Here is a 24,129-nt window from a genome sequence, read left to right as displayed (position 1 = left end):
GCGCCACCGTGAACGTCTCCCTCACCGTCTGGCTGCTGACCGTCGCGGCCCTCTGCGTCCTCATCGCCGTCGACTTCTTCATCGGTCGCAAGCCCCATGAGGTGTCGCTGCGGGAGGCCGGCACCTGGACGGTGGTGTGGGTCGTGCTGGCCTGTGCCTTCGGGATCGGGCTGGGGGTCTTCGGCGGCGCGGAACCGGCGGGGGAGTTCTTCGCCGGTTACGTCACCGAGAAGGCGCTCAGTGTCGACAACCTCTTCGTCTTCGTCCTGATCATGGCGAAGTTCGCGGTGCCGCCGCAGTACCAGCAGCGGGTGCTGATGGTCGGCGTACTGATGGCGCTGGTGCTGCGGGCCGGCTTCATCGCCGCGGGCGCCGCGCTCATCTCCGCCTTCTCGTGGGTGTTCTACCTCTTCGGCGCCTTCCTGATCTGGACCGCCTGGAAGCTGATCCAGGACGCCCGAAAGGAGGAGCACGAGGAGGAGTACCAGGAGAACAAACTGCTCAAGTTCGCCGAGCGGCGCTTCGGCGTCGCCGACCGGTACCACGGCACCAAGCTGTGGATCCGGCAGGACGGCAAGCGCGTCATGACGCCGATGCTGGTCGTGATGCTCGCCATCGGCTCCACCGACGTGCTGTTCGCCCTGGACTCGATCCCGGCGATCTACGGTCTCACGCAGGACCCGTACATCGTGTTCACCGCCAACGCCTTCGCCCTGATGGGTCTGCGGCAGCTGTACTTCCTCATCGGCGGCCTGCTGAAGAAGCTGGTCCACCTGACGTACGGCCTGTCGGTCATCCTCGGTTTCATCGGCGTCAAGCTGGTGCTGCACGCCCTGCACGAGTCCGGGTTCCACGTCCCCGAGATCGGCATCCCCTTCTCCCTCGGCTTCATCGTGCTCGTCCTCGCGATCACCACCGTCACCAGCCTGCGCGCGGCCAAGCGGCAGGAGGCGGAGGGGAAGGGTGGCCGGGTCAGCCGGTAGCGGGCGGTTCGGGGGCCGCCTGGGCGCGCATCATCACGCAGTCGAACTCGACCACCCGGCCCGTGGCCGCCTCCCGGGTCACCGGGTACATGCCGGTCACCTCGAAGCCGCCCGCCTCGTAGACGGCGATCGCCTCGCTCATCCGCGGGCTGCCCTCGTACAGCCGCAGCACGGCGACCTCCGACTGGAGCCCCACGAAGTCCGCGACGCGCTCCCCGGCGCCGGCGAACACCTCCAGGTCGTAGCCCTGGGTGTCCATCTTCAGATAAGGGCGCGGCTCCTCGATGCCGTCGAGCGCCTTCTCCATCACCCCGTCCAGCCGCCGGATCTCGATCTGCTCGGTGCGGGTCGTGGCGAACCGGCGGTAGCGGTCGCGGCCGTAGTCGCTGGGCGGCAGCAGCGAGTTCATGGTGTTCCAGCCGGTGTGGATGGTGCTGACCGTGTCCTCGCGGCCGAGTCCGCAGTGGTGGACGTGCCAGTCGGGGTCGTCACGGGCGGCGTCCTTCAGCCGGGCGAAGGCGTCGGCGGTGGGTTCGAAGGAGACGATCCGGCCGGTGTAGCCGAGCCTGCGCAGTCGCCGGGCGTACTGTCCGGCATTGGCGCCGATGTCGAAGACGCAGTTCACCCGGTACAGATCGAGCATCGCGGCCACGTGCTGGGTGCACAGGTACTCGGCGGCGGCCAGTTGCACCCGGCGCTCGTCCGCCATCGCCCGCCGGTCCAGCAGCAGCCGTGCGCCGGTGTCGCCGAGCCGCACGCCGGTCCACTTCCGGGCCTGCCGGTCCGCCGGCGCGGAGCGGTCCCGCGTGACGACCCAGGTGTCCTTGCCGGCGTCCGTCACCGCGTACTGGCCGTTGTCCCGGGCCACCAGGTCCGCCCCCGGTCGCAGGGGGATCCGGGTGCGCCCGCCGCGCCGGGAGACCACCGCGGTCCCGGGGCCGAGGTCGATCACCTTCAGACCGAGCCGGGGCAGCAGGGTGAGCAGTCTTCTGTAGAGGGTCTGCATTGGGCCACCCTCGCAGAGATGGCGCGAACAGGTCCCCGGATTGAACGATTTTCAACGATTTCGGGTACGGCCGAGGGGGCCGGAGCGAACGCGCCGGCCCCCTCGGTGCGGTGCCGTGGGCCGTCAGGCCGCGGCGGTCGTGTGGCCGTGCAGCCGGGCGACGACCTCGGTGAGCTGCGCGGCGACCTCGGCGTCGTCGGCCGGGTGGGTGTCGGCGAAGCGCTGCGCGGAGCCGGGGATGGAGAGCTTGACGTCCTCCAGTACCGTGCCGCCCGCGACGCCCACGGACTTGCGGGTGTCGTCGTGCGCCCAGACACCGCCGTACTGGCCGAGCGCGGTACCGGCCACGGCGACGGCCTTGCCGACGATCGCCCCGGCGCCGTACGGGCGGGACAGCCAGTCGATGGCGTTCTTCAGCACGGCCGGCATGGTGCCGTTGTACTCGGGGGTGACGAGCAGCAGCGCGTCGGCGGCGGCCACGGCCTCCCGCAGCGCCACCGCGGCGGCCGGCACCGAGCCCTCGACGTCGATGTCCTCGTTGTAGAACGGGATCTCGGCCAGGCCCTCGAAGATCTGGACGTCGGTGCCCTCGGGAGCGTGCTTCACGGCCGCCTCGGCGAGCTGGCGGTTGTGCGAACCGGCGCGGAGGCTGCCGACGAGCGCGAGGATGCGAACGGACATGGGGTACTCCCGATGACTCAGTGAAAAGCGGTTGGGCGGGTGGGCCGGGGTCCATCCGGACCGGGGTCCGTTTATTTTGTAGCAGTTAACCGGACCGCGGTCCAGTTTCATTCCCGATGCTTTACGCTGTCTTCATGTCCGCCTCCCTGCCGCCCTTCCCGCCGCCCCAGGAGCCCGTCGCAGCGCCCGAGTTGCTGGAGCTCGGCGGTCCCGGGCAGGACCCCTGCCTGCGGGCCGACGCCGCGCGCAACCGGGCCCGGCTGCTGGAGGCCGCGGGCCGGCTGATCGCGGAGCACGGCGCGGCCGGCGTCACCATGGAGGCGGTGGCCGCGGCCGCACAGGTGGGCAAGGGGACCGTCTTCCGGCGCTTCGGCGACCGCGTCGGACTGCTGACCGCGCTGCTCGACCACTCCGAGCGCAAGTTCCAGGCCGCCTTCCTCAGCGGCCCCCCGCCGCTCGGCCCCGGCGCCCCGCCCATCGACCGCCTGAACGCGTTCGGCCACGCGACGCTGCGCCGCTCGGTCGAGGCACTCGAACTCCAGATCGCGGCCGAGCCCACCCATGACCGCCGCTTCACCGCCCCCGCGCGGCGCCTGCTGCGCGGCCACGTCCAGATGCTGCTGCGGCAGATCGTCCCCCACGCGGACTGCGAGCTGCTCGCGCTGACGCTGATGGGCTATCTCGACCCCGTCGCGGTCCACCACCTCACCAAGCAGTGCGGGATGCCCCTGAAGCGCCTGGAGGACGGCTGGACCGACCTGCTCGTCCGCGTCACGGGCGTCGAGCCCGCCGCGACCGACGGCCACTGACGCACGCACGAAGCGGGGCGTGCGCGGGGGACCCACGGGGGTGCCGCTCCCACCGCGCCGGGCTTCTGCCAAGATGCCGTCGTCATGGTGCAGATACCGAAAACGCCCGCGCCCGTGCGGCGCCCCGCTCCCACGAGCGCCGATGTGGCCCGGCTGGCCGGCGTCTCCCGGGCGACCGTCTCCTACGTCCTGAACAACACCAGCGCCGTACGGATCAGCGAGCCCACCCGGCGCCGGGTCCACGAGGCCGCGAAGGAACTCGGGTACGTACCGCACGCGGCGGCGCGCAGCCTGCGCGCCGGGCACAGCCGGATGGTCCTGATGCCCGCACCGACCTTCCCGGTCGGACCGCTCTACAGCCAGTTCGTCAACGAACTCCAGTGGGCCCTCGGCCGCCTCGACTACACGGTCGTGCAGTACGGCAGCCTCGGCCTGACGGGTGACGAGGCCGCCCGCGCCTGGGCCGAGCTGCGGCCGGTCGCCGTCCTCGTACCGGGCTCCGAGCTGGGCCCCCAGGGCGTGGACCTGCTCAAGCGCTCCGGCGCCCGCGCCGTGGCGACGCTGGGGGCGGAGGCCGTCGAGGGCGCCCACGCCCTGCTCATGGACCACGCGGCGGTCGGCCGGGCGGCCGGCGCCCATCTGTACGCGCGCGGCCGGCGCCGGATCGGGGTCGTCGTCCCCGGGGAACCCGGCCTGGAGGTCTTCTCCCGGCCCCGGCTCGACGGCGTACGCCAGTCCGTGCGCGGCACCGACGCGACCGTGACCGAGCTGCCCCTCGCCTACGAGGAGGAGGCCGCGGCCCGACTCGCCGCACGCTGGCGGGACCTCGGCCTCGACGGGGTGTTCGCGTACAACGACGAGTACGCCATGCTGCTCATGCGCGCGCTTCAGGACGAGGGTGTCGTGCTCCCGGACGACACGGCCGTGATCGGCGCCGACGACCTGATGATCGGGCGGTTGCTGCGGCCCCGGCTCAGCACCGTCCACATCGAACTGCCCTCGGGCCGCGACCTCGCGGAACTGGTCGACCGCGCGGTACGCGACCCGGGTGCGGAACTGGAACGCCAGGAGGTGCTGGGAGCCGCGGTGGTGCACCGCGACTCCAGCTGATCAGGCGTCACATCGATATCGGAACGCGATCGGGACCGGGACCGGGATCGGTTGAGAAGAGCCGGGCGCAGGCCGGGGCGTCACTGCCCGTCCTGCTCCGACCGGGCCTGCTGCTCGGCGACCGCCTTGCGGACCGCGTCCATGTCGAGCTTGCGGGCCTGCCCGATGACATCCGCCAGGGCCGCCTCGGGCAGCGCGCCGGGCTGGGCGAACACGGCCACCTGGTCGCGGACGATCATCAGCGTGGGAATCGACTGGATGCCGAAGGCCGCGGCCAGCTCCGGCTGCGCCTCGGTGTCCACCTTGCCGAACACCAGGTCCGGGTTCTCCTGAGCCGCCTTCTCGTACACCGGCGCGAACTGCCGGCACGGACCGCACCAGGCCGCCCAGAAGTCGATCAGGACGAACTCGTTGTCCGTGACCGTCTGGTCGAAGTTGTCCTTGGTCAGCTCCACAGTGCCGCTCATGGCGTATCCCTCTTCCTGGTATGGGGGGCGTTCCTGGTGCAGGGGCGAGCCGTTCGCACAACACCGCCGGACAGACAGGTATTCCGTGCGCGCACAGTCACGTATCCGCGCGCGTACCCCTGTGGCCCCGCCGCACACCAGCCACCAGACTGACCCCATGACGGAAACGGATTCCATCGCGTACGACGTCGTGGTCCTCGGTGCCGGGCCCGTGGGGGAGAACGTCGCCGACCGCACCCGCGCGGCCGGCCTCACCACCGCGGTCGTGGAGAGCGAGCTGGTCGGCGGCGAGTGTTCCTACTGGGCGTGCATGCCCAGCAAGGCCCTGCTGCGGCCGGTGATCGCCCGCGCGGACGCCCGCCGCGTCCCCGGTCTGCGCCGGCTGGTGCAGGGGCCCCTCGACGCGCCCGCAGTCCTCGCCCACCGCGACCACTACACCTCCCACTGGCAGGACGATGGTCAGGTCGGCTGGCTGGACGGCATCGGCGCCGACCTCTACCGCGGCCACGGCCGGCTCGCCGGACCCCGCACGGTGACGGTCGCCGGACCCGACGGCACCCGGCACACCCTGACCGCCCGGCACGCCGTAGCCGTCTGCACCGGCAGCCGCGCCCAGCTGCCCGGACTCCCCGGGCTCGCCGACGTACGGCCCTGGACCAGCCGCGAGGCCACCAGCGCGAAGGCCGTTCCCGGACGGCTGATCGTGGTGGGCGGCGGCGTGGTCGCCACCGAGATGGCCACCGCCTGGCAGGCCCTCGGCGCCCGGGTGACCATGCTCGTACGCGGCAAGGGCCTTCTCTCCCGCATGGAGCCGTTCGCCGGGGAACTGGTCGCCGAGGCGCTGGCCGAGGCCGGCGCCGACGTCCGCACCGGCACCTCGGTGGAGTCGGTGAGCCGCGAGAACGGCACCGTGGTGGCGGTGACCGACGGCGGCGACCGGATCGAGGCGGACGAGATCCTTTTCGCCACCGGCCGCGCCCCGCGCACCGACGATCTCGGCCTCGACACGGTCGGCCTGGAGCCCGGCTCCTGGCTGCCGGTCGACGACAGCCTGCGCGTCACCGGCACGGACTGGCTGTACGCCGTCGGCGACGTCAACCACCGCGCGCTCCTCACCCATCAGGGCAAGTACCAGGCCCGGATCGCGGGCGCCGCCATCGCCGCGCGCGCCTTGGGAGCCTCCCCGCTGGAATCCGACGCGTGGGGCGCGCACGCCGCCACCGCCGACCACGCCGCCGTCCCCCAGGTCGTCTTCACCGACCCGGAGGCGGCCGCCGTCGGGCTCTCGCTCGCCGAGGCGGAACAGGCCGGACACCGCGTCCGCGCGGTCGACGTCGACCTCTCCTCGGTCGCCGGAGCCGGACTGTACGCCGACGGCTACCGCGGCCGGGCCCGCATGGTCGTCGACGTGGAGGACGAGATCCTGCGCGGGGTCACCTTCGTCGGACCCGGCGTCGGCGAGCTGATCCACTCGGCCACGATCGCCGTCGCCGGGCAGGTCCCGGTCAGCCGGTTGTGGCACGCGGTCCCGTCGTATCCGACGGTCAGCGAGGTGTGGCTGCGGCTGCTGGAGGCGTACCGGGACAGCTGAGCCGCCGTCATCTGGCTTGTACAACCGGGTACTTACTTCGGCAAGCCGAATCCCAGCGCCCGCGCGGCCTCCTCGGGCGTCGGCTGGTTCCAGCGCTCGGCCACCGCCTGGTTCGAAGCCAGGGAGCGCGGCTCGGCGCGGTCGACGTAGAGCACGCCGTCGAGGTGGTCGGTCTCGTGCTGCACGATCCGCGCGGGCCAGCCCGAGAACTCCTCGTCCACCGCGCGGCCGTGCTCGTCGGAACCCGTCAGCCGTACCCGCGCGGGCCGCGCCACCACCGCCTGCCAGCCCGGCACGCTCAGGCAGCCCTCGAAGAACGCGGCCCGCGCCTCGCCGACCGGCTCGTACCCGGGGTTAACCAGCACCCGGAACGGCTGCGGCGTCCGCTCCCGCGCCCGCCGCACCTCCTCCGGCACCGGCGCCGGGTCCTCGACCACCGCGATCCGCAGCGCCACCCCGACCTGCGGCGCGGCGAGCCCGACACCCGGCGCCGCGTGCATGGTGCGGCGCAGCGCCGCGACGAAACGGGCCAGCAGCGCGGGATCCAGCTGTCCGTCGAACGGCTCGGCCGGCCGGCGCAGCACCGGATCCCCGGCCGCGACGATGGGCAACGGGCCGTCCGTGGCCAGAAGCTCCTCGACCTGCTCGGCAAGCGGCCGGCGATGAGCGGGAGTAGACATCCCGCCAGCATGCCACGCCCCACCGGCGCTGTGACCCAGGTCACTCGACTGCCGGGGAACTCGAGGCCGTCACCCACCGACTACTGGACCACCACGGCCGAAACACCACCCCCCGGAGAACACCACCGATGACCACCGCTCCCTCGCCCCCCAAGGACGAGGCGTCCCGGTCGGCCCCGCCGGCCGCGCCGTCCAGAGGCTGGGCGCCGCTGCGCCCGCTGATCCTGCGCCTGCACTTCTACGCAGGCCTGCTCGTCGCCCCGTTCCTGCTCGTCGCCGCCCTCACGGGCCTGCTGTACGCCGGGTCCTTCCAGGCGGAGAAGATCGTGTACGCCGACGAGCTGACCGTCCCCGTCGGCGACACCAAGCTGCCGATCTCCGAGCAGGTCGCCGCCGCCCGCGAGGCCCACCCCGAGGGCACGGTCACCGCCGTACGGCCGTCCCCGGAGGACGACGCCACCACCAGGGTGCTGCTCTCCGACGTCCCCGGCGTCGACCCCGACCACACGCTGGCCGTCTTCGTCGACCCGTACACCGCGAAGGCGGAGGGCGCGCTCGAACAGTACGGCTCCACCGGCGCGCTCCCGCTGCGCACCTGGATCGACGAACTCCACCGCGATCTGCACCTCGGCGAGACCGGCCGCCTCTACAGCGAACTGGCGGCGAGCTGGCTGTGGGTGATCGCGGCCGGCGGCCTGGCGCTCTGGTTCTCCCGCCGCCGCGCCCAGCGCAAGCTGCGCGGCACCAGCGGGCGCCGCCGCACCCTCGGACTGCACGGCACCGTCGGCGCCTGGGCCGCGGCCGGCTTCGTCTTCCTCTCCGCGACCGGCCTGACCTGGTCGGCGTACGCCGGGGCCAACATCGACGAACTGCGCACCTCGCTCGGCGGCGCCACCCCGTCCGTCTCGGCGGCGGCCGGCGGCGACCACGGTGAGCACGGCGGCGCGGCCTCCTCCGGCACCGACCCGACCGGGGCCGGCGTCGGGCTCGACAAGGTGCTGGCCGCGGCGCGCTCCAAGGGGCTGACCGACCCCGTGGAGATCCAGCCGCCCGCCGACGCCTCGTCCGCGTACGTCGTCAAGCAGGTGCAGCGCGGCTGGCCCACGAAACAGGACTCCGTGGCGATCGACCCGGCCACCGGGGAGGTCCTGGACGTGCTGCGCTTCGCCGACTATCCGGTCCTGGCCAAGCTGACCCGCTGGGGGATCGACCTGCACTCCGGCGCCCTGTTCGGGCTGGTCAACCAGATCGCCCTGATGCTGCTCGCGCTCTCCCTGACCGTCCTGATCCTGTGGGGTTACCGCATGTGGTGGCAGCGCGGCCGCGGCTCCGCCTTCGGCCGCCCCATCCCGCGCGGCGCCTGGGCGCAGGTGCCCCCGCAGATCCTCGTCCCGCTGCTGGCCGTCGTCGCCGTCACCGGCTACTTCGTCCCGCTCCTCGGCATCCCGCTGGCCGCGTTCCTGGCCGTGGACATCGCCCTGGGGTGGCGCACCGGCGGGGACGGCGGACGTACGCGGGGAAGTAGCCGCGCGGGACTTCCGCGGGCTTCCGCGGGACCCCAGTGAGAACGACGGGCCCGGCTCCACAGGGGGGAGCCGGGCCCGTACGCGTGTGCTCGGGAGTGCTCAGATCTGCTCTCAGATCTGGTCGAAGTCACCCGCCAGCGCGGAGGCGATCCGCAGATGCGGCTCGGCCTCCTCCTGACGCCCCTGGCGCTGGAGGGTGCGGCCCAGCATCAGCCGGGCGTAGTGCTCGACAGGGTCGCGCTCCACGATGACCCGCAGCTCGGCCTCGGCGCGGCGCAGCTGGGCCGAGTGGTAGTAGGCGCGGGCCAGCAGCAGACGCGGAGCGGTCTGCTCCGGCTCCTCCTCGACGAGCCCGTCCAGGACGCGCGCGGCGGCGGCGTAGTCCTTGGCGTCGAAGAACATCCGCGCGCGCTCCCAGCGCTCCGCCTGCGTTCCGTGGTCGTAGTACGTGGTCTCCACTGGTGACCTCCTTCGCGCGCTACAACCACGCCAGATGGTTAAACATTCCACTACTTCGTTTGCTGCTTCATTTGCTGCTTCATGGCTACTTCATCCGGGCCAGTTCCGCGTTCGCCCGCTCCGTGACCAGGCTGAGCACCCGCCCGGCGGCGGCCAGGTCCTCCGTGGGGATGCCGGCGTAGACCCGGGCGGAGATCTCCCCGGTCTCGGCGGAAACCGTGGTGTACAGCGCGCGACCGGCCTCCGTGACGCGCACGGCGGACCCCTCGGACTCGACCAGCTCCTTCCCGGCCAGCCCGTCCAGGGTGCGCTCGGCGTCCGCCGGGTCGGCCTTCAGGCTTCCGGTGACGTAGCCGACGACGGTCTCGCGGTCGACCGGGCCGTCGGCGACGGCGACGGCCCGGAGCGTCACCGACTCCTGGAAGTCGAGGCCGTGCCGGGCCAGGACGGTTTCCAGGACCGCGCGGGCGGCGTAGTGCGCCAGGGCGAGGGAGCGGCTGTCGGCAAGGGGTGCCGCGGTGGTGGTCATGACTGCTCCTGCTTGTTCTCGTCGTGGTCGGTGGATGGATCAAGCGGTGCGTCGAGCAGGGTGGTGAGATCGCGGGTGAAGTCCCGGGCGCGTGCGCTGTCGATGCCGCCGAGGGGTTCCAGCAGCTGACGCAGCAGCCCCTGGACGACGTCGATCGCCTTGCGGGTGACGTCCCGCCCTTCGTCGGTGAGCGCCAGCTGCACGGCACGCGGGTCGCGCGGGTCCCGGGTGCGTTCGATGAGTCCGGCGGACTCCAGGGCGCGCGCCAGCTTCGAGACGTAGAGCGGTTCCAGTCCGGTGCGGTCGGCCAGCCGGCGCTGACTGGGGCGCTCACCGGCGCGCTGCATGCCGTGCAGCGAGGCCACCAGCGAGTACTGAGCGTGTGTCAGCCCCAGCGGTGCCACCGCGCGGTCGACCGCCACACGCCACTTCATGGACAGCCGCCAGACCAGGAAACCGGGCGTGGGGCCCTCGGATGCCGTACTCATGACGGATACGGTACATGGCGACTATGGCCATGGCTACTATTTTCTGGCTGGATGCTCGGGCACCCCGGCGCGGACGAGGGGCTGACGGGAGGGCAAGGGACTGCCGGGACGACGCCCGCAGGACTAGTTTGTCCGCCATGAGCAATCTCGATCGGGAAGCCGTCCCCGCCGTCTGCGGCGGCCGCGGTTTCGTGGTGGCGGAGCCCGTACGCGAACTCCTCAGCCCGCGCCACGTCCAGCTCGGCGAGTCGACCGAGGTCCGCCGGCTGCTGCCCAACCTGGGCCGCCGGATGGTCGGCGCGTGGTGCTTCGTCGATCACTACGGACCCGACGACATCGCCGACGAGCCCGGCATGCAGGTGCCGCCCCACCCGCACATGGGGCTGCAGACCGTCAGCTGGCTGCACCAGGGCGAGGTCCTGCACCGCGACTCGACCGGTAGCCTGCAGACGATCCGGCCGCGTGAACTGGGCCTGATGACCTCCGGCCGCGCCATCAGCCACTCCGAGGAGAGCCCCCGCTCACACGCCCGCTTCCTGCACGGAGCCCAGCTCTGGGTCGCCCTCCCGGACGCCCACCGCCACACCGACCCGCACTTCGAACACCACGCGGACCTTCCGGTGGTCACGGCACCCGGCCTGACGGCCACCCTGATCCTCGGCGACCTCGACGGCGCGACCTCGCCCGGCACCGCGTACACCCCGATCGTCGGCGCCGACCTCACCCTCACCCGCGGCGCGGACGTACGCCTGCCGCTGGAGCCGGACTTCGAGTACGCGGTCCTCTCCATGTCCGGCGAGGCCCACGTCGACGGCGTCCCCGTCCTCCCCGGCTCCATGCTCTACCTCGGCTGCGGCCGCACCGAACTCCCTCTGCGCGCCGAGTCCGACGCAGGCCTGATGCTGCTGGGCGGCGAGCCGTTCGAGGAGGAACTGATCATGTTCTGGAACTGGATCGGGCGGACGCAGGAGGAGATCGCGCAGGCGCGGCGGGACTGGACGGAAGGGTCGAGATTCGGTGAGGTGAAGGGGTACGACGGGGATCCTCTCCCGGCCCCCGAGCTGCCGGCGACGCCGCTGAAACCGCGCGGAAGGGTCCGTTGACCTGCGAGAGTGCTACGCCGTGCTCCTCACGCGCGTTGCGGGGTGCGTACGCGCTACGCGTCGTCGGCGCGGGAACGCCGAGCGGCGCGGCGGCGCAGGCGCATCGGCAGGGCGTACCAGCACAGGCCGAACCACAGCATGACCGTGCCGACGAGTACTTCGGCGAGGACACCGGGGACGACGAAACGGAGGAGCAGCAGAAGCGTGCAGCCGATGGTCAGGGCGAGGAGGACCATGCCGCACATCATCAGGCGGCCGGCGGCCTCCACGACCTCGTCCTTCATCCGCTGACCGGACAGGAAGCGGTGGATGGAGACGGGCGCTATGAGTGAGGCCGTGGCCGCCGCGCCGAGCACCACGGTGGTCACGTAGATGCCGCGGTCCAGCGTCTCCAGTTCCCTGAACGTCGGGGTGAAGGCGACGCTCAGCAGGAATCCGAAGAGAATCTGCACGCCCGTCTGGGTGACCCGGGTCTCCTGAAGTATCTCGTTCCAGCGGCGGTTGACCCGTTCACGCGGTGTCTCCGGTGCTTCGGCACCGGGTCGCGAGCCGCGCCTGCCCGTGTGTCCGCAGCAGGTGGTGTCCTCCCTCGCCGACTCGGCCGGCTGCTCCGTCATCGTCATGGCATCCTCCACATCCCAGGTCGACCGTTTGCCCCGGTCGGGCGGTTCTACGCAGGTCCGCGTCGCCACCCCCTGCCCGCCCCACTTCGGGTCGACGCGGTCGGCACCTTCGTCCGATGTGACGGAAGGTTGCGGAGAGGCTGTGGTGGAAAGCTGAGACTGGTGAAGTCTCACCTTCCGGAACGCGCATATTCCGACACCAGTTCAGTACACTCGCCTGATGTGACCATGTGCCGTTCGAGCAGGCACAGTCTTCGGCGCGACAGCGGTGCACAGGGGGCAGGTTGTTGGATCCGCAGAATGCCAGCAAGCCAGTCATCACCGTCGACTACTCCTTCTTCGAGCAGGCCTGCGAGGCCCGGCTCGTCGGTGCGACCTCCGCCGGGGGCGGCGGATGGAGGAAGCCGGTCTTCCAGCGGCGGCGGGAGCAGACTCATGAACGTGGCAGTGGTCGTTGGCCGCTGCCACTGAGAGAACGAAGGCGTCACGGACCCGCGCCTCTCGCGCCGTTGGGCCCCGCGGGCGCGGCCCACGTCGTCCTGCTGCTGGACGGCCGTCCCACGGAGAGCCAGGCATAGGCCGGCCGGCCAGGCCGGCAGTACCCAGGTTCCGGCCCGTGATCCTCGACGTCGACCTGGGCTACGGGCAGCGACGCAAGAGTGCGCCTTCTGCCGGAAGGAGGCGGTAGGAAACCGGTTACGTCTGCCGTCATGTTCCTCCCGGGCATCGGATGCCCGGCGGGCTCGCTCGCCCCGCGAGCCGGAGCGCTTGTCCTCCGGCCGGGCCGTACGGGCCATCAAACGTCACCTCGGCACTGCGCTGCTCACCTGCCCGGGCCGACAGTCCGCCGCGGGCCGGTGAGTCGGCGGGGCCGCGGGTCGCACGTCCCGGCGGTCTCGGCTTCGGCGCCGCCCTCGCGGCCTGCTTGGAACAACGGCTGTTCGCCCGGAACAGCGCAGTGGACTTCGCCCCGTGCCCGAGGAAGAGACTCCTGATCTCCGGGGCGAGGCACGCCTGAGGATCGCCACCAGGATCGCCCATCTCCACAACGCACGTCGGCTGTACAGCGCGTTCTGTTTCACCCATCTCCAAGAAGGGTTGTGGCACATGCGAATGGTCGAACGAAGCCTGTTGAACACCGAGTCGGTCGGCCAGCGGATCCAGATGCTTCGCCTTCGCGTCGGTCTGACGCAACAGCAGCTCGCCTCGGAAGCCGACATCAGCCTGGGCGGACTGCGCGATCTCGAGCAGCACCGGGTCAGCCGGCCGCGGGCGAACACCTTGTACCGTCTCGCGTCCGCCCTGGGGTTGTCGTCCTCGGAGGCGCGTGACCTGATCCGGCTCAGCCAGGAGCATCAGCTGCTCGCCCGGGATCTGCACATCAGAGTGCTGGGGACCCTGTCCGTGCGGGTCGACGGGGCGCCGGTGACCTTCGGTTCGGAACCGCGACGCGTTCTGCTCGGCATGCTCGCCCTTTCCCCCCGTGTGCCGGTCAGCATCGAGTCGCTGGTGGACCAGGTGTACGGGCACCGGCCGCCGTCGAAGGCGGGCGAGCTCGTGCGGTCCCAGGTGTCGCGGCTGCGGCGCAAGCTGCAGTCCACCCAGTCGCCGGCGCGCACCAACGAGGTGCTGGTCTCGGCGGGCGGCGGCTACATGCTCACGGTCGATCACAGCCAGCTCGACCACCTCGCGTTCGAACGTCTGGTGTCCCGCGCCCGCCGTGACCGGGAGGCCGGGCGGCTGGAGGAGGCGTTCACCGTGTACCAGCACGCGATCAGCCTGTGGCGCGGCCAGACGCTGGAGGACCTGCCGATGCTGCAGGTCCAGTCCGCCGTGGCGGCGCTGAACAGACATCAGGAGATGGCCATCCTCGAGTACGCGGCCACGGCCGGCGCCCTGAACCGTCACGACGAGGTGCTCCCGGTGCTGTACCGCCTCACCGAGGCCAACCCGTTGCACGAGCCGGCGCACGCCCGGCTGATGGTCGCCCTGGCCGGCAGCGGACAGCAGGCCGCTGCGCTGCGGGTGTTCATGGAACTGCGTGACCGGCTGGTCGGTGAGCTGGGTCTCGACCCCGGTCCCGAACTGCGCGACCTGCATCAGGCGATCCTGCGCAACGAGCTGACGGGTGCGGGCCACTCGCCCGAGGCGCCTTCGATACCCCCCAGGCAGCTGGTGGTCACCGCACGGCCGGTGCCGACCCAGTTGCCGACCGCGGCGGGTGGTTTCGTCGGCCGCGCGGACGCCGTCGCGCGGCTCGACGCCCTCCTCGCCCACGACCGGCATCCGACCGCGACGACCACTGTGGCCTTATCCGGTACGGCAGGTGTGGGCAAGAGCGCCCTCGCGGTGCATTGGGCCCGGCGTGTCGTGGAGCACTTCCCCGACGGGCACCTGTACGCCAACCTCGGCGGGTTCGGTCCGGAGCCGGAGCCGGTCTCGGCGGGTGACGTCCTGCCGGGCTTCATCGAGGCGCTCGGCGGCAGGCCCGAACGTCTTCCCACCGCACTCGCCGACCGGGCCGGCGCGTACCGCAGTCTGCTGGCGGGCAAGCGGGTGCTCGTGGTGCTCGACAACGCCCGTGACTGCGAGCAGGTCCGTCCGCTCCTGCCCGGCACTCCCGGATGCCATGTCGTGGTGACGAGCCGTGATCTGCTGCTCGGGCTGGTGGCCACGGAAGCCGCTCATCCGCTGAAACTCGACCCTTTGACCACCACCGAGGCGAGAGAACTGCTCAGCGGGCGGCTGGGAGCCGACCGGGTGGCGGCGGAGCCGCAGGCGACGGACCAGCTCATCGCCCGGTGCGCCTGGCTGCCGCTCGCGCTGGCCGTCGTCGGCGCCAAGGCCGCCGTCAACCCCACGCGTCCCCTGGCCGCCCTGGCCGATGAGCTGGCGGACGGACGCATCCTGGACGCCCTGTACAACGGCGACGCGTCGACCGATCTGCGCACGGTGTTCTCCTGGTCCTACCGGAATCTCAGCTCGGGAGCGGCGCGGTTGTTCGTCGAGCTGGGAACGCGTTCACCGATGGACGCCGACCTGCCCTCGCTGGCCGCGGCCGTCGGCGACTCCCAGGATCTCGTGCGCCGTTCGCTCGACGAACTCGTCCGGGCGCACCTGATCACGGAGGTCATGCCGCAGCGGTACGGCATGCACAGCCTGCTGCACGCGTATGCCGCCGAGGTGGCGGAGGAAGCCCGGGTACGGGTGTGACGCCGGGTACGGGTGTGACGGCCGGGTGCCGAAGGGGGCGGTGACACCCGTAGTCGGCCCGCTTACCGGCCGCGGTGATGAGCTTGACCAGCACTGTTGGCAGGTACGGGCGATCGCGGTCGTGTCCGCGTTCGGCTATGCGGGTGGACGATCATAAAGCGCGCCAACTCGATCACCGAGGTGGAGATTTCCACCTGCAGCGACCTACGGAGGTCATGTGGACGACGTCATCTCTGGCTCCGCACCCGCACGTACGCTCGGGGGATCGGGGCTCACCGTCTTCCCCGTCGGCCTCGGGTGCATGGGCATGTCGCAGGACTACGGACCGGCCGACGACGACGAATCCATCGCCACGCTCCGGCACGCGCTCGATCTCGGCGTGACGTTGATCGACACGTCCATGAGCTATGGAGCCGGCGACAACGAACGCCTGGTCGGCCGGGCCATCGCCGGACGGCGGGACGACGTGGTGCTGGCGACGAAGTTCGGCATCCTGCGGGAGGTGCGGGAGGGTCCGGCTCGGGTCTCGGCGAGGCCGGAGGACGTCGCCCGGTTCTGCGAGGCGTCGTTGTCCCGGTTGGGGGTCGAGCACATCGACCTGTACTACCTGCACCGCGTGGATCCCGATGTGCCGATCGAGGAGACCATCGGTGCGATGGGCGAGCTGGTCAGCGCGGGAAAGGTGCGGTACCTCGGGGTCTCGGAGATCGGGCCGGAGGACCTCAAGAGCGCCGCTGCCACTCATCCGATCACCGCGCTGCAGTACGAGTGGTCCCTGTGGTGGCGCGACCCGGAGGACGACGTGGTGCCGGCCGCCCGCGAACTCGGCATCGGGCTCGTACCGTACAGCCCGCTCGGCCGGGGCTTCCTGACCGGCAACGACCTGGCGACAGCGGATCTGACGGCCGGCGACGACCGTCATCTGGACCCGCGTCTGCAGGGTGACCACCTGGAGCGCAACCGCGCCGCCCTCGCGCAGATGCGTGAGCTCGCGGTGGAGGCCGGCGTCACTCCCGCGCAGCTCGCGCTCGCCTGGCTGCTGGCCCAGGGCGATGACGTCGTGCCGATTCCCGGTACCCGCAGCCGGCACCGGGTCGCCGAGAACGTCAAGGCGGCGGCCGTGTCGCTGTCGGACACGGACCTGAAGCGCCTGGAAGCCGTGGCCTCCCGCTCGATGTGGTCCGGAGACCGGCAGACCTTCGCACCGCACCGCACGCTCCGGAAGGCCACCGGAACGACGAACACCGTTGGGGGAGCACAGCGTGACAGCCGAAGCACCTGAGACCGGTGAGGCGGGTTCGGTCGCGAAGACCGGGCCGACCAGTCCCGTGTGGAGCCACACGGAATGGGATCCACTGGAAGAAGTGATCGTCGGGATCGTCGACGAGGCGCACTTCCCGCCGTGGCACGCCGCACTCCCACCGGTGCTGCCCACCGACCAGCACGACACCTTCCGGCGCAACGCGGGCAGGCCGTTCCCGGCGGAGGCCGTTGCGGCGGCGAACAAGGAGCTGGACGAGTTCGTCCACATCCTGGAAAGCGAAGGGGTGACGGTCCGGCGGCCGGAACCCATTCCGCAGAACGTCCCGTACCGCACGCTCGACTGGTCGAGCACTGGCATGTACGCGGCCATGCCGCGCGACGTCCTGCTGGTGGTCGGCGACGAGATCATCGAATGCCCGACGGCGTGGCGTTCACGCTACTTCGAGACCCTCGCCTACCGGCCACTGCTCAAGGAGTACTTCCGGGGCGGCGCGAAGTGGAGCGCGGGGCCGAAGCCGGAACTGAAGGACGAGCAGTTCGACGCCACCTGGGTCGATCCGGGCGAGGACGGGCCGCGGCGGCTGGTCGTGACCGAGTTCGAGCCGACCTTCGACGCGGCCGACTTCACCCGGTGCGGGCGCGACATCATCGCCCAGCTGAGCAACGTCACCAACGCGTTCGGCATCGAATGGCTCAGCCGGCACCTCGGTGACGACTACCGGATACACGTCCTCGAATTCGACGACGCCCATCCGATGCACATCGACGCGACCCTGGTTCCCATGGCGCCCGGCAAGGTGCTGATCAATCCGGAACGCGTCCGGCAGGTGCCGGACCTGTTCAGGGGATGGGACGTCATCACCGCGCCGAAGCCGGTCATCCCGGATTCGCACACGCTCTACATGACCAGCAAATGGATCAACATGAACATCCTGATGCTGGACGAGGAGCGGGTGGTCGTCGAGCGCCAGGACGAGCCGATGATCTCGCTGATGAAGAAACACGGCTTCAAGCCGATCCCGTGCGATTTCCGCAACTTCAACAGCTTCGGCGGATCGTTCCACTGCGCCACGCTGGACGTGCGCCGCCGGGGTGCTCTGCGATCGTACTTCTAGGGGGGCCACGTGCGGGTGTGGAAGAGCACGCCGAAGGACGCGTTGTTGGTGGGCTTCAGCGTGGCACAGCTGGTCGTCATGCTGTGGCTGGCCGCCACCTGGGACGAGGCGTCGATCCCGTGGAGGATCGCCTCGACGGCGGGCATGGCCGTGCTGATCTCCTACAACATCATTGTGGTGAGCCACTTGTTCACCCATGTGCCGTGGTTCGTGTCGGCACGGTTGAACGCCGCGGTGTCGCTGCTGAACTCGGTCAACATCGGCCAGTCGGTGCAGGCGTACCACCTCACGCATGTCCGCAACCACCACCGTTTCAACAACGATCCCGTAGGGGAGGACGGCACGACGAGAGACCTCTCGTCGACGTATCGCGACGGAGAGAACGGCGAACACGCCCCGCTCCTGCGCTATGCGTTCAAGGGCTCGCTGGACAGCCTGGTGGGCCGAGGCCGGGAAGTGTCGTACGTCCATCGGCTGTGGAAGGTCGGTGACCACGAGGAAGACCTGCTGTCCCTCGCCTCCCGGCGCGAACCCCGGCGCAGCAGGGAACTGCTGCAGATTCGCGCCGACCGGGCCGCGCACTGCCTGTCCCTCGTCGTGTTCGCGGCCATCTCGTGGCAATGGACCCTGCTGTCCTATCTGCCGGCCTTCTACTTGGCGCTGACGATGGTCAACGTGCAGAACTACTACCGGCACTACGGGGCGGACCCCGGTGACCGGGCGGCGGACTCGGTGAGCCACTACAGCCGCCTCTACAACAGGCTGACGTTCAACGACGGCTATCACCAGGAGCACCACCTGAGCCCGAACTCCCACTGGTCGCAGTTGCCGGCGGTGCGGGCGAGGTTCCGCGACCGGCTCGACGGCAGAACGCGCATCGTCAGCCCGGTGCCCGCGATGCTCGGGTTCCTCCACACCGGCCGGGCGCTGCTGCACCACGACCGTGCCGGCGGCAAACGTTGATCGCGACGGAGAAGGGAGGGGCCGTGGACCACCGCGCGACGGTGCCGCGGATCACGGGCGGTGTCCTGCCGCACGACGGGTTCCGGGTGCACGAGACGGTCCGCGACGTGGACGTCGACGCCGTGCTCGGCGTGCTGCGCGGCGAACTGGCCGCCTACCGGGTGCGGAACTTCGTCGATCCCGAGGACTGCGCACGGATCACCGACAACTTCTGGGCTTCCGGCATGCGGACGCCACGGTACGGCGACGGCGAGGACGGCGTGGAGGCCTACATCGTCGGCGCCTCGCACATCGAGACGACCACCGACGAGTACCTGACCGAGGCCGCGCGGACCGCGGACGCGGTGGCCGGTCTCTACCGGAACGCGACCGACCCGGTGGCGGGCTTCCGCGACCGGATCGCCGGACAGGGCGGGGTGAAGCGGGTCCGCGCCGCCGCCCAGCACGGCCGTGCCGCCGGCGGCTCCAAGGCCGTGTGCTGGAACAAGGCGGGCGTCTATCTGCTGATGCCGCACGACGATCTGGCTCAGCTCGGCGATCCGCTCCAGGCGGGTTTCGAGGTCCAGACCGTGCGGCGGGTGATGGCGGTGAACGTCTACCCCTACGTCCCCGCGGGCACGGGACACATCAAGCTGTGGAACATCGAGCCCGACGACCCCAGCAGAGACCGCATGGGGCTGACCCACAGCGGATTCCCCTATCCGCCCGAAGCGCTGGACGGCTTCCCCAGCCTCGTCGTCCCCGCCGAGACCGGCGATCTGTGTGTCATCAACGGCAATCTCGTGCACGCGGTCCTCGGCGGACCGACCCCGGACAGCGGCAGACGTCTGCTGCTGACCTGCTTCACGGGCCTGACCCCGGACGACGAGCTCATCTGGTGGACCTGATGTGCCGAGGAGGCAGACGTGTCTGACCCGACACGATCCGGTGAAGGTGCGGATCCGGAGCGTTCGGCCAGGCTGAAGCGGCTGATCAACGCCAGGATGGCCACCGGGCAGGGCTCGGTACCGCGGCGGACGTCGGACTCTCCGGTGGCCTCCTACGCCCAGGAACGCCTGTGGCTGACCGAGCAGTTGCTCGACGAGCATTCCGCGTACAACGTGCACCACGCGTTCCGCCTGCGCGGTCCGGTGGACACGCCGGCGCTGGAACGCGCGGTCACCGACGTGGTGCGGCGGCACGCCGTGCTCCGCACCACGTTCACCGAGCGGGACGGCCGGCTGGAGCCGGTCACGCTCACGGACTCCTGGCTCGACTTCGCATACCACGACCTCGTCGGGAACGAGGACGCCGCCGCGGAACTGTCGCGGTTGACCGACGCCGCCGCCTTCGGTGTCTTCGACCTGCGCACCGGACCGCTGGTACGCGCCCTGTTGGCACGGGTCGGGTCCGAGGAGTTCGTCTTCGTCTTCGTGGCCCATCACATCGTGGTCGACGGACGGTCCATGGAGGTCCTGTGGGACGAGTTGTCCCACGCCTACCGCGTGGCGGCCGGTGACGAGGTCCCGGACCTTCCCGAGGTGTCGCTGGAGTACGCGGACTTCGCTTCCTGGCAACGGGAGTGGCTGGACGGCGGTGTCGCGGAACGGCAACTGGCGTACTGGCGGGAGCGGCTGGCCGGCCTGGTCACGGCCGAGATCCCGGCGGACCGGCCCCGCCCCGTCGTGGGCTCCGGCCGGGGCGGCGTGGTGGACTTCGCCGTGCCGGAAGAAGTGGCCGAACGGCTGCGCGGTGTCGCGCGGGACTGCGGGGCCACCTTGTTCATGGTGATGCTGGCCGCCTGGTACGGAGTGCTGACCCGGTGGTGCGGGACGACCGACGTGGCCGTGGGCACTCCGATCGCGGGCCGGGGCCGGGCCGAACTCGAACGGATGGTCGGGTTCTTCGTCAACACACTGGTCCTGCGGGCCGATCTGTCCGGCGATCCGGATTTCAGGGAACTGGTGGGGCGGGTGCGCGACGTGGCCGCCGACGCGTACGCGCACCAGGACGTGCCGTTCGAGCGGCTGGTGGAACGACTGCTCCCTCGACGCGAACCGGGTCGTACGCCCTTCTTCCAGGTGATGTTCTCCATGGAGGACAGCGAGCCGGGCACTCCGCGCCTGCCGGGCGTGACCGTGACCCCGGTGCCGCTGGGCGTCGACACGGCCAAGTTCGACCTCGGCGTCGGCGTACGAGTCGCCGGCGACCGGATCGTCGGCAGCGTCAACTACTCCACGGACCTGTTCGACCGCGAGACCGCACAACGTCTGGCCGCGCACTACACGACGCTGCTCACCGCCGCCGCCGCGGCACCCGACGCACCCTTGAGCGCTCTCGGCCTGCTCCCCACCGACGAACGCGACCATCAGATCCGGCTCGGCACGGGTCCGCGAGCCGCCGAGGAACTGCCGTATCTGCATGAGGTCATCGCGGCGCAGGCCCGCAGCCGAGGCGAGTCGGTGGCCGTGGTCGGGGAGGACGGCCGACTGACGTACCGCGAGCTGGAGCGTCAGGTCGACGCCGTGCGGGACGTGCTGGGCGACAACGGGATCGGGCCGGAGTCCGTCGTCGGCATCCTGATGGAGCGATCCCCGGCGGTCGTCGTCTCGATGATCGCCGTCCTGGCCGCCGGTGGCGCGTTCGTCCTCATCGATCCGGCGTATCCGGTCGACCGGATCGCACGCGTCATCACGCTGTCCGGGGCCGAGGCCGTGCTGGTCCGTGACGGCTTCCCGGTCGACGCGACACCCGCCTCGGTGGCCGTGATCGACTTCGACTCGGCGGCGACGCGGACCGGCCGGCCCGCCGCGCGGACAGCGGCGCGTGGTCCCGCCGATCCCGACACCTTGGCGTATCTCGCCTTCACCTCCGGCTCGACCGGCGAGCCCAAGGGCGTGATGATCACCCACCGTGGACTCTCCGGCATGATGCTGGACGTCCGCGACCGGCTGGAGCTGACCCCTGGCGACACCATGGGCGCCATCGCGTCCCAGGCGTCCGACGTGGTGATCGTGGAACTGCTGGCTCCGTTGACCTGCGGCGCGCGCGTGGCCGTCCTGCCCCGCGAGGCCGCCGCGGACGGCGAACTGTTCGCGGCGGCGATCGACCGGTACCACGTCACGGTCACGCACGCCTCGCCCGCGACCTCGTCGCTGCTCCCCGACGAGTGGACCTCCGACGACCTGCGCATCTCCTCCGGCGGTGCGACGCTGCCCGGCGATCTCGCCGAACGGCTGGTCCCCCGGGTGCACACACTGTGGAACGTCTACGGCCCGGCCGAGGCCACCGTCTACACGACCATGCACACGGTGCGCGACGGGGCCCCCGGCCACCGGGTGCCCATCGGCCGCCCGATCCGGGGGGCGACCGTACGGATCCTGGACGAGCACGGTCAGCTGGCGCCGACGGGCGTGCAGGGCGAACTCGTCATCGGCGGATCGGGCGTGGCACGGGGATACGTCAGCAGGCCGGCGCTCACCGCCGAACGGTTCGTGCCGGACCCCTATGGACCGCCCGGCTCACGCGTCTACCGCACCGGCGATCTCGCGTCCTGGTCGGCCGACGGATCCCTGCTGTACGGCGGCAGACAGGACCACCAGGTCCAGCTGCACGGACACCGGGTCGAACTGGGGGAGATCGAGGCCGCGCTGTCCGCCCATCCGGCCGTCGCCCACGCGGTGGCGGCAGTGCGCGGAGAGGAACGCGACCCCGAACTGGCCGGCTACGTGGTGTGGCAGCCGCAGGCGCACGTCCCGTGGTCGGAACTCCGCGCCCACCTGCGGGTGACGCTGCCCGATCACATGGTTCCGACGGTGTTCGCGACCCTGGACCGGCTCCCGCTGACACCGACCGGCAAGGTGGACCGTGCGGCACTTCCCGACGTCGTGCGCAACCGTTCCGAGCGGACCTACGTGCCGCCCCGCGACGACATCGGCAAACTGGTCGCGGGCGTGTGGGAACGGGAACTCGAGGTCGACCGGGTCGGGCTCGAGGACGACTTCTTCGACCTCGGCGGGCATTCCCTGCGGGCATCCAGGGTGGTGTCGAGGCTCCGGCAGCTGCTCCGGATCGAGCTGGCGATGAAGACGCTCTTCGAGTTCCCGGTGCTCGCCGGATTCGTCGACGCCGTCAAGCGCGCCGGCCGGGAGGCACAACCCGGGATCTCCCGGCGCCCCGACGACGTCCCCGCCGGGCTCTCCGCCTCCCAGCTGCGCCTGTGGTTCCTCTACAACATGGACCCGTACCGCCGCGACTACAACAGTCACGTCGCGCTGCGGCTGTCCGGAGCGCTCGACGAGCAGGCCCTCGCCGACTCCTTGACGTACCTCGTCACCCGCCACGAACTGCTCCGCTCCCGCATCCAGGGCCGGGACGACAACCCGGCCCTGATCACCCTGCCACCGGACTCCTTCCGCCTCGAGGTGGCCGATCTGACCGCGGTCGCACCCGGTCAGCCGGCCACGGACCCTTCGCCGCTGGTCGACAGCTGTGCCCTCGACGTGTTCGACCTGCGGGCCGGACCGCTGGCGCGGGCTCTCCTGATACGTACCGGCGCCGAGGAGTACGTCTTCGTCTTCGCGGCCCACCATCTGGCGGTCGACGCCTGGTCGATGGAGATCCTGTGGGACGAGCTGTCGCGGGTGTACGGGGCCATGGCCGGCCGCGGGGTGCCGGACCTGCCCGAACTTCCCTTGCGCTACTCGGACTTCGCCCACTGGCAGCGGAACTGGCTGGACGGCGAGGCCGCCGAGCGGCAGCTGGCGTACTGGCGCAAGCAGCTGGCCGGATCGGTGACGGCGCGCATCCCGGCCGACCGGCCCCGCCCGCGCACGGATTCCGGCCGGGCCGGAGTGGTGGAGTTCTCCGTGCCGGACACCGTTTCCGACCGTCTGCGCACAGTGGCCCGCGACTGCGGGGCGACGATGTCCATGGTGCTGCTGGCCGGATGGTGCGACGTACTGTCACGGTGGTGCGGGACGACCGACGTGGCGGTGGGCACTTCGGTGGCGGGCCGCGGCCGGCCGGAGACCGATCGGATGGTCGGGTTCTTCGTCAACACGCTGGTGCTGCGGATGGACCTGTCCGGTGATCCCGATTTCACGGAACTGGTCGGGCGGGCACGGGACACGGCGCTGGACGCGTACGCCCACCAGGACATCCCCTTCGAGCGGCTGGTCGAGCGGCTCGCACCCCGACGGGAGTGGGGCCGCACCCCCTATTTCCAGGTGATGTTCTCCACCGAGGAAGGCGGACCGAGCCTGCCCGAGCTGCCGGGTCTGAAGGTGAGCCCCGTGCGGGTGGGCGCCGAGCCGGCCAAGTACGACCTCTCCGTCGGCGTCCGCATCGACGACGGCCGGATCGCGGGGACCCTCACCTACGCCGCCGACCTGTTCGACCCCGGAACCGTGCAACGACTAGCCGAGCACTACACGACCCTTCTCGCGGCCGCGGCCGCGGCACCCCACAAGCCGCTGAGCGCTCATCCCCGCGGGTCGGCCCCATCGTCAGCGGACCCGATGTGATCAGAACGGAGAGCAG

General features: G+C 71.0%; 20 protein-coding genes. 12 read left to right on the top strand and 8 right to left on the bottom strand.

All coding sequences use genetic code 11. The annotated features are described in order from the left end of the window. Positions 1–8: 8 nt before the first annotated feature. Entirely contained in the window at positions 9–983 is a 975-nt protein-coding gene (locus ACSU6L_RS02825; RefSeq protein WP_437053169.1) for a TerC family protein, read from the top strand. Here ACSU6L_RS02825 and ACSU6L_RS02820 read toward each other — a convergent pair. Both ACSU6L_RS02820 and ACSU6L_RS02815 read right to left on the bottom strand, forming a co-directional pair. After that, positions 973–1,989 carry an FkbM family methyltransferase gene (locus ACSU6L_RS02820; RefSeq protein ID WP_437053167.1) on the bottom strand — a complete coding sequence of 339 codons (1,017 nt, stop codon included), beginning with the start codon at positions 1,987–1,989 and terminating at the stop codon, positions 973–975. The genes ACSU6L_RS02825 and ACSU6L_RS02820 overlap by 11 nt on opposite strands. Positions 1,990–2,112: 123 nt before the next feature. After that, positions 2,113–2,670, bottom strand: a complete 558-nt coding sequence (locus ACSU6L_RS02815; RefSeq protein ID WP_437053165.1) for an NAD(P)H-dependent oxidoreductase — start codon at positions 2,668–2,670, stop codon at positions 2,113–2,115. A gap of 116 nt (positions 2,671–2,786) precedes the next feature. Here ACSU6L_RS02815 and ACSU6L_RS02810 point away from each other — a divergent pair, with 116 nt between their 5' ends. Further along, positions 2,787–3,479 (top strand): TetR/AcrR family transcriptional regulator, encoded by a 693-nt coding sequence (locus tag ACSU6L_RS02810; RefSeq protein WP_437053163.1) that lies wholly within the window; start codon positions 2,787–2,789, stop codon positions 3,477–3,479. 84 nt (positions 3,480–3,563) lie between these two features. Then, the gene (locus ACSU6L_RS02805; RefSeq protein ID WP_437053161.1) at positions 3,564–4,589 is read left to right on the top strand and encodes a LacI family DNA-binding transcriptional regulator; all 1,026 of its coding nucleotides are present in this window, start codon (positions 3,564–3,566) and stop codon (positions 4,587–4,589) included. An 80-nt stretch (positions 4,590–4,669) separates the two neighbouring features. On the opposite strand, the gene trxA is transcribed toward ACSU6L_RS02805, so the two are convergent. After that, on the bottom strand, positions 4,670–5,056 hold the full coding sequence (trxA, locus tag ACSU6L_RS02800) for a thioredoxin (protein ID WP_073940045.1): 387 nt from the start codon (positions 5,054–5,056) through the stop codon (positions 4,670–4,672). Between the two features lie 157 nt (positions 5,057–5,213). Here trxA and ACSU6L_RS02795 point away from each other — a divergent pair, with 157 nt between their 5' ends. Beyond that, positions 5,214–6,647 carry a dihydrolipoyl dehydrogenase family protein gene (locus ACSU6L_RS02795; RefSeq protein WP_437053158.1) on the top strand — a complete coding sequence of 478 codons (1,434 nt, stop codon included), beginning with the start codon at positions 5,214–5,216 and terminating at the stop codon, positions 6,645–6,647. 32 nt (positions 6,648–6,679) lie between these two features. On the opposite strand, the gene ACSU6L_RS02790 is transcribed toward ACSU6L_RS02795, so the two are convergent. Next, the gene (locus ACSU6L_RS02790) at positions 6,680–7,327 is read right to left on the bottom strand and encodes a peptide deformylase (RefSeq protein ID WP_437053156.1); all 648 of its coding nucleotides are present in this window, start codon (positions 7,325–7,327) and stop codon (positions 6,680–6,682) included. Between the two features lie 128 nt (positions 7,328–7,455). On the opposite strand from ACSU6L_RS02790, the gene ACSU6L_RS02785 reads away from it, so the two are divergent. After that, entirely contained in the window at positions 7,456–8,892 is a 1,437-nt protein-coding gene (locus ACSU6L_RS02785) for a PepSY-associated TM helix domain-containing protein (protein WP_437053154.1), read from the top strand. Positions 8,893–8,964: 72 nt separating this feature from the next. Here the strand turns inward: ACSU6L_RS02785 and ACSU6L_RS02780 are convergent, their stop codons facing one another. The 3 genes from ACSU6L_RS02780 to ACSU6L_RS02770 all read right to left on the bottom strand — a co-directional run bounded on the left by ACSU6L_RS02780 (position 8,965) and on the right by ACSU6L_RS02770 (position 10,329). Next, on the bottom strand, positions 8,965–9,312 hold the full coding sequence (locus ACSU6L_RS02780) for a tetratricopeptide repeat protein (RefSeq protein ID WP_073940041.1): 348 nt from the start codon (positions 9,310–9,312) through the stop codon (positions 8,965–8,967). Positions 9,313–9,397: 85 nt separating this feature from the next. Continuing rightward, entirely contained in the window at positions 9,398–9,841 is a 444-nt protein-coding gene (locus ACSU6L_RS02775) for a MarR family transcriptional regulator (protein WP_437053152.1), read from the bottom strand. Further along, positions 9,838–10,329 carry a MarR family winged helix-turn-helix transcriptional regulator gene (locus ACSU6L_RS02770; protein ID WP_437053150.1) on the bottom strand — a complete coding sequence of 164 codons (492 nt, stop codon included), beginning with the start codon at positions 10,327–10,329 and terminating at the stop codon, positions 9,838–9,840. Before ACSU6L_RS02770 ends, ACSU6L_RS02775 begins: the two co-directional genes overlap by 4 nt. Before the next feature lie 137 nt (positions 10,330–10,466). On the opposite strand from ACSU6L_RS02770, the gene ACSU6L_RS02765 reads away from it, so the two are divergent. After that, positions 10,467–11,432 carry a pirin family protein gene (locus ACSU6L_RS02765; protein ID WP_437053148.1) on the top strand — a complete coding sequence of 322 codons (966 nt, stop codon included), beginning with the start codon at positions 10,467–10,469 and terminating at the stop codon, positions 11,430–11,432. A 53-nt stretch (positions 11,433–11,485) separates the two neighbouring features. Here the strand turns inward: ACSU6L_RS02765 and ACSU6L_RS02760 are convergent, their stop codons facing one another. Then, a complete protein-coding gene (locus tag ACSU6L_RS02760) occupies positions 11,486–12,055 on the bottom strand; it encodes a DUF6328 family protein (RefSeq protein WP_437053146.1) in 570 nt (189 codons plus the stop codon). Positions 12,056–13,162: 1,107 nt separating this feature from the next. Between ACSU6L_RS02760 and ACSU6L_RS02755 the strand changes: the two genes are divergently transcribed. From ACSU6L_RS02755 to ACSU6L_RS02730, 6 genes are all read left to right on the top strand, one after another. Continuing rightward, on the top strand, positions 13,163–15,268 hold the full coding sequence (locus tag ACSU6L_RS02755; protein ID WP_437053144.1) for a BTAD domain-containing putative transcriptional regulator: 2,106 nt from the start codon (positions 13,163–13,165) through the stop codon (positions 15,266–15,268). A gap of 217 nt (positions 15,269–15,485) precedes the next feature. Next, positions 15,486–16,550 carry an aldo/keto reductase gene (locus tag ACSU6L_RS02750; protein ID WP_437053142.1) on the top strand — a complete coding sequence of 355 codons (1,065 nt, stop codon included), beginning with the start codon at positions 15,486–15,488 and terminating at the stop codon, positions 16,548–16,550. Next, positions 16,531–17,646, top strand: coding sequence for an amidinotransferase (locus ACSU6L_RS02745; RefSeq protein WP_437053140.1), 1,116 nt, complete (start codon positions 16,531–16,533; stop codon positions 17,644–17,646). Before ACSU6L_RS02750 ends, ACSU6L_RS02745 begins: the two co-directional genes overlap by 20 nt. A 9-nt stretch (positions 17,647–17,655) precedes the next feature. Further along, the gene (locus ACSU6L_RS02740) at positions 17,656–18,609 is read left to right on the top strand and encodes a fatty acid desaturase family protein (protein ID WP_437053138.1); all 954 of its coding nucleotides are present in this window, start codon (positions 17,656–17,658) and stop codon (positions 18,607–18,609) included. A gap of 23 nt (positions 18,610–18,632) precedes the next feature. Continuing rightward, complete coding sequence (locus ACSU6L_RS02735) at positions 18,633–19,496, top strand: hypothetical protein (protein WP_437053136.1); 864 nt, start codon at positions 18,633–18,635, stop codon at positions 19,494–19,496. Positions 19,497–19,514: 18 nt separating this feature from the next. Further along, a complete protein-coding gene (locus ACSU6L_RS02730; protein ID WP_437053134.1) occupies positions 19,515–24,113 on the top strand; it encodes an amino acid adenylation domain-containing protein in 4,599 nt (1,532 codons plus the stop codon). The last annotated feature ends 16 nt before the right edge of the window (positions 24,114–24,129 follow it).

This window comes from Streptomyces sp. enrichment culture (genome assembly GCF_964272855.1).
In the GTDB taxonomy this organism is placed as follows: domain Bacteria; phylum Actinomycetota; class Actinomycetes; order Streptomycetales; family Streptomycetaceae; genus Streptomyces.
This window is presented reverse-complemented; position numbering and strand designations above follow the sequence as displayed.

What these genes read in the sequence shown, in the direction of transcription:
- ACSU6L_RS02805 (WP_437053161.1), top strand. Translation starts at nt 3,564, where the DNA reads ATGGTGCAGATACCGAAAACGCCCGCGCCCGTGCGGCGCCCCGCTCCC.
- ACSU6L_RS02815 (WP_437053165.1), bottom strand. Translation starts at nt 2,670, where the DNA reads ATGTCCGTTCGCATCCTCGCGCTCGTCGGCAGCCTCCGCGCCGGTTCG.
- ACSU6L_RS02765 (WP_437053148.1), top strand. Translation starts at nt 10,467, where the DNA reads ATGAGCAATCTCGATCGGGAAGCCGTCCCCGCCGTCTGCGGCGGCCGC.
- ACSU6L_RS02795 (WP_437053158.1), top strand. Translation starts at nt 5,214, where the DNA reads ATGACGGAAACGGATTCCATCGCGTACGACGTCGTGGTCCTCGGTGCC.
- ACSU6L_RS02790 (WP_437053156.1), bottom strand. Translation starts at nt 7,327, where the DNA reads ATGTCTACTCCCGCTCATCGCCGGCCGCTTGCCGAGCAGGTCGAGGAG.
- ACSU6L_RS02775 (WP_437053152.1), bottom strand. Translation starts at nt 9,841, where the DNA reads ATGACCACCACCGCGGCACCCCTTGCCGACAGCCGCTCCCTCGCCCTG.
- trxA (WP_073940045.1), bottom strand. Translation starts at nt 5,056, where the DNA reads ATGAGCGGCACTGTGGAGCTGACCAAGGACAACTTCGACCAGACGGTC.
- ACSU6L_RS02755 (WP_437053144.1), top strand. Translation starts at nt 13,163, where the DNA reads ATGCGAATGGTCGAACGAAGCCTGTTGAACACCGAGTCGGTCGGCCAG.
- ACSU6L_RS02820 (WP_437053167.1), bottom strand. Translation starts at nt 1,989, where the DNA reads ATGCAGACCCTCTACAGAAGACTGCTCACCCTGCTGCCCCGGCTCGGT.
- ACSU6L_RS02760 (WP_437053146.1), bottom strand. Translation starts at nt 12,055, where the DNA reads ATGACGATGACGGAGCAGCCGGCCGAGTCGGCGAGGGAGGACACCACC.
- ACSU6L_RS02785 (WP_437053154.1), top strand. Translation starts at nt 7,456, where the DNA reads ATGACCACCGCTCCCTCGCCCCCCAAGGACGAGGCGTCCCGGTCGGCC.
- ACSU6L_RS02770 (WP_437053150.1), bottom strand. Translation starts at nt 10,329, where the DNA reads ATGAGTACGGCATCCGAGGGCCCCACGCCCGGTTTCCTGGTCTGGCGG.
- ACSU6L_RS02810 (WP_437053163.1), top strand. Translation starts at nt 2,787, where the DNA reads ATGCTTTACGCTGTCTTCATGTCCGCCTCCCTGCCGCCCTTCCCGCCG.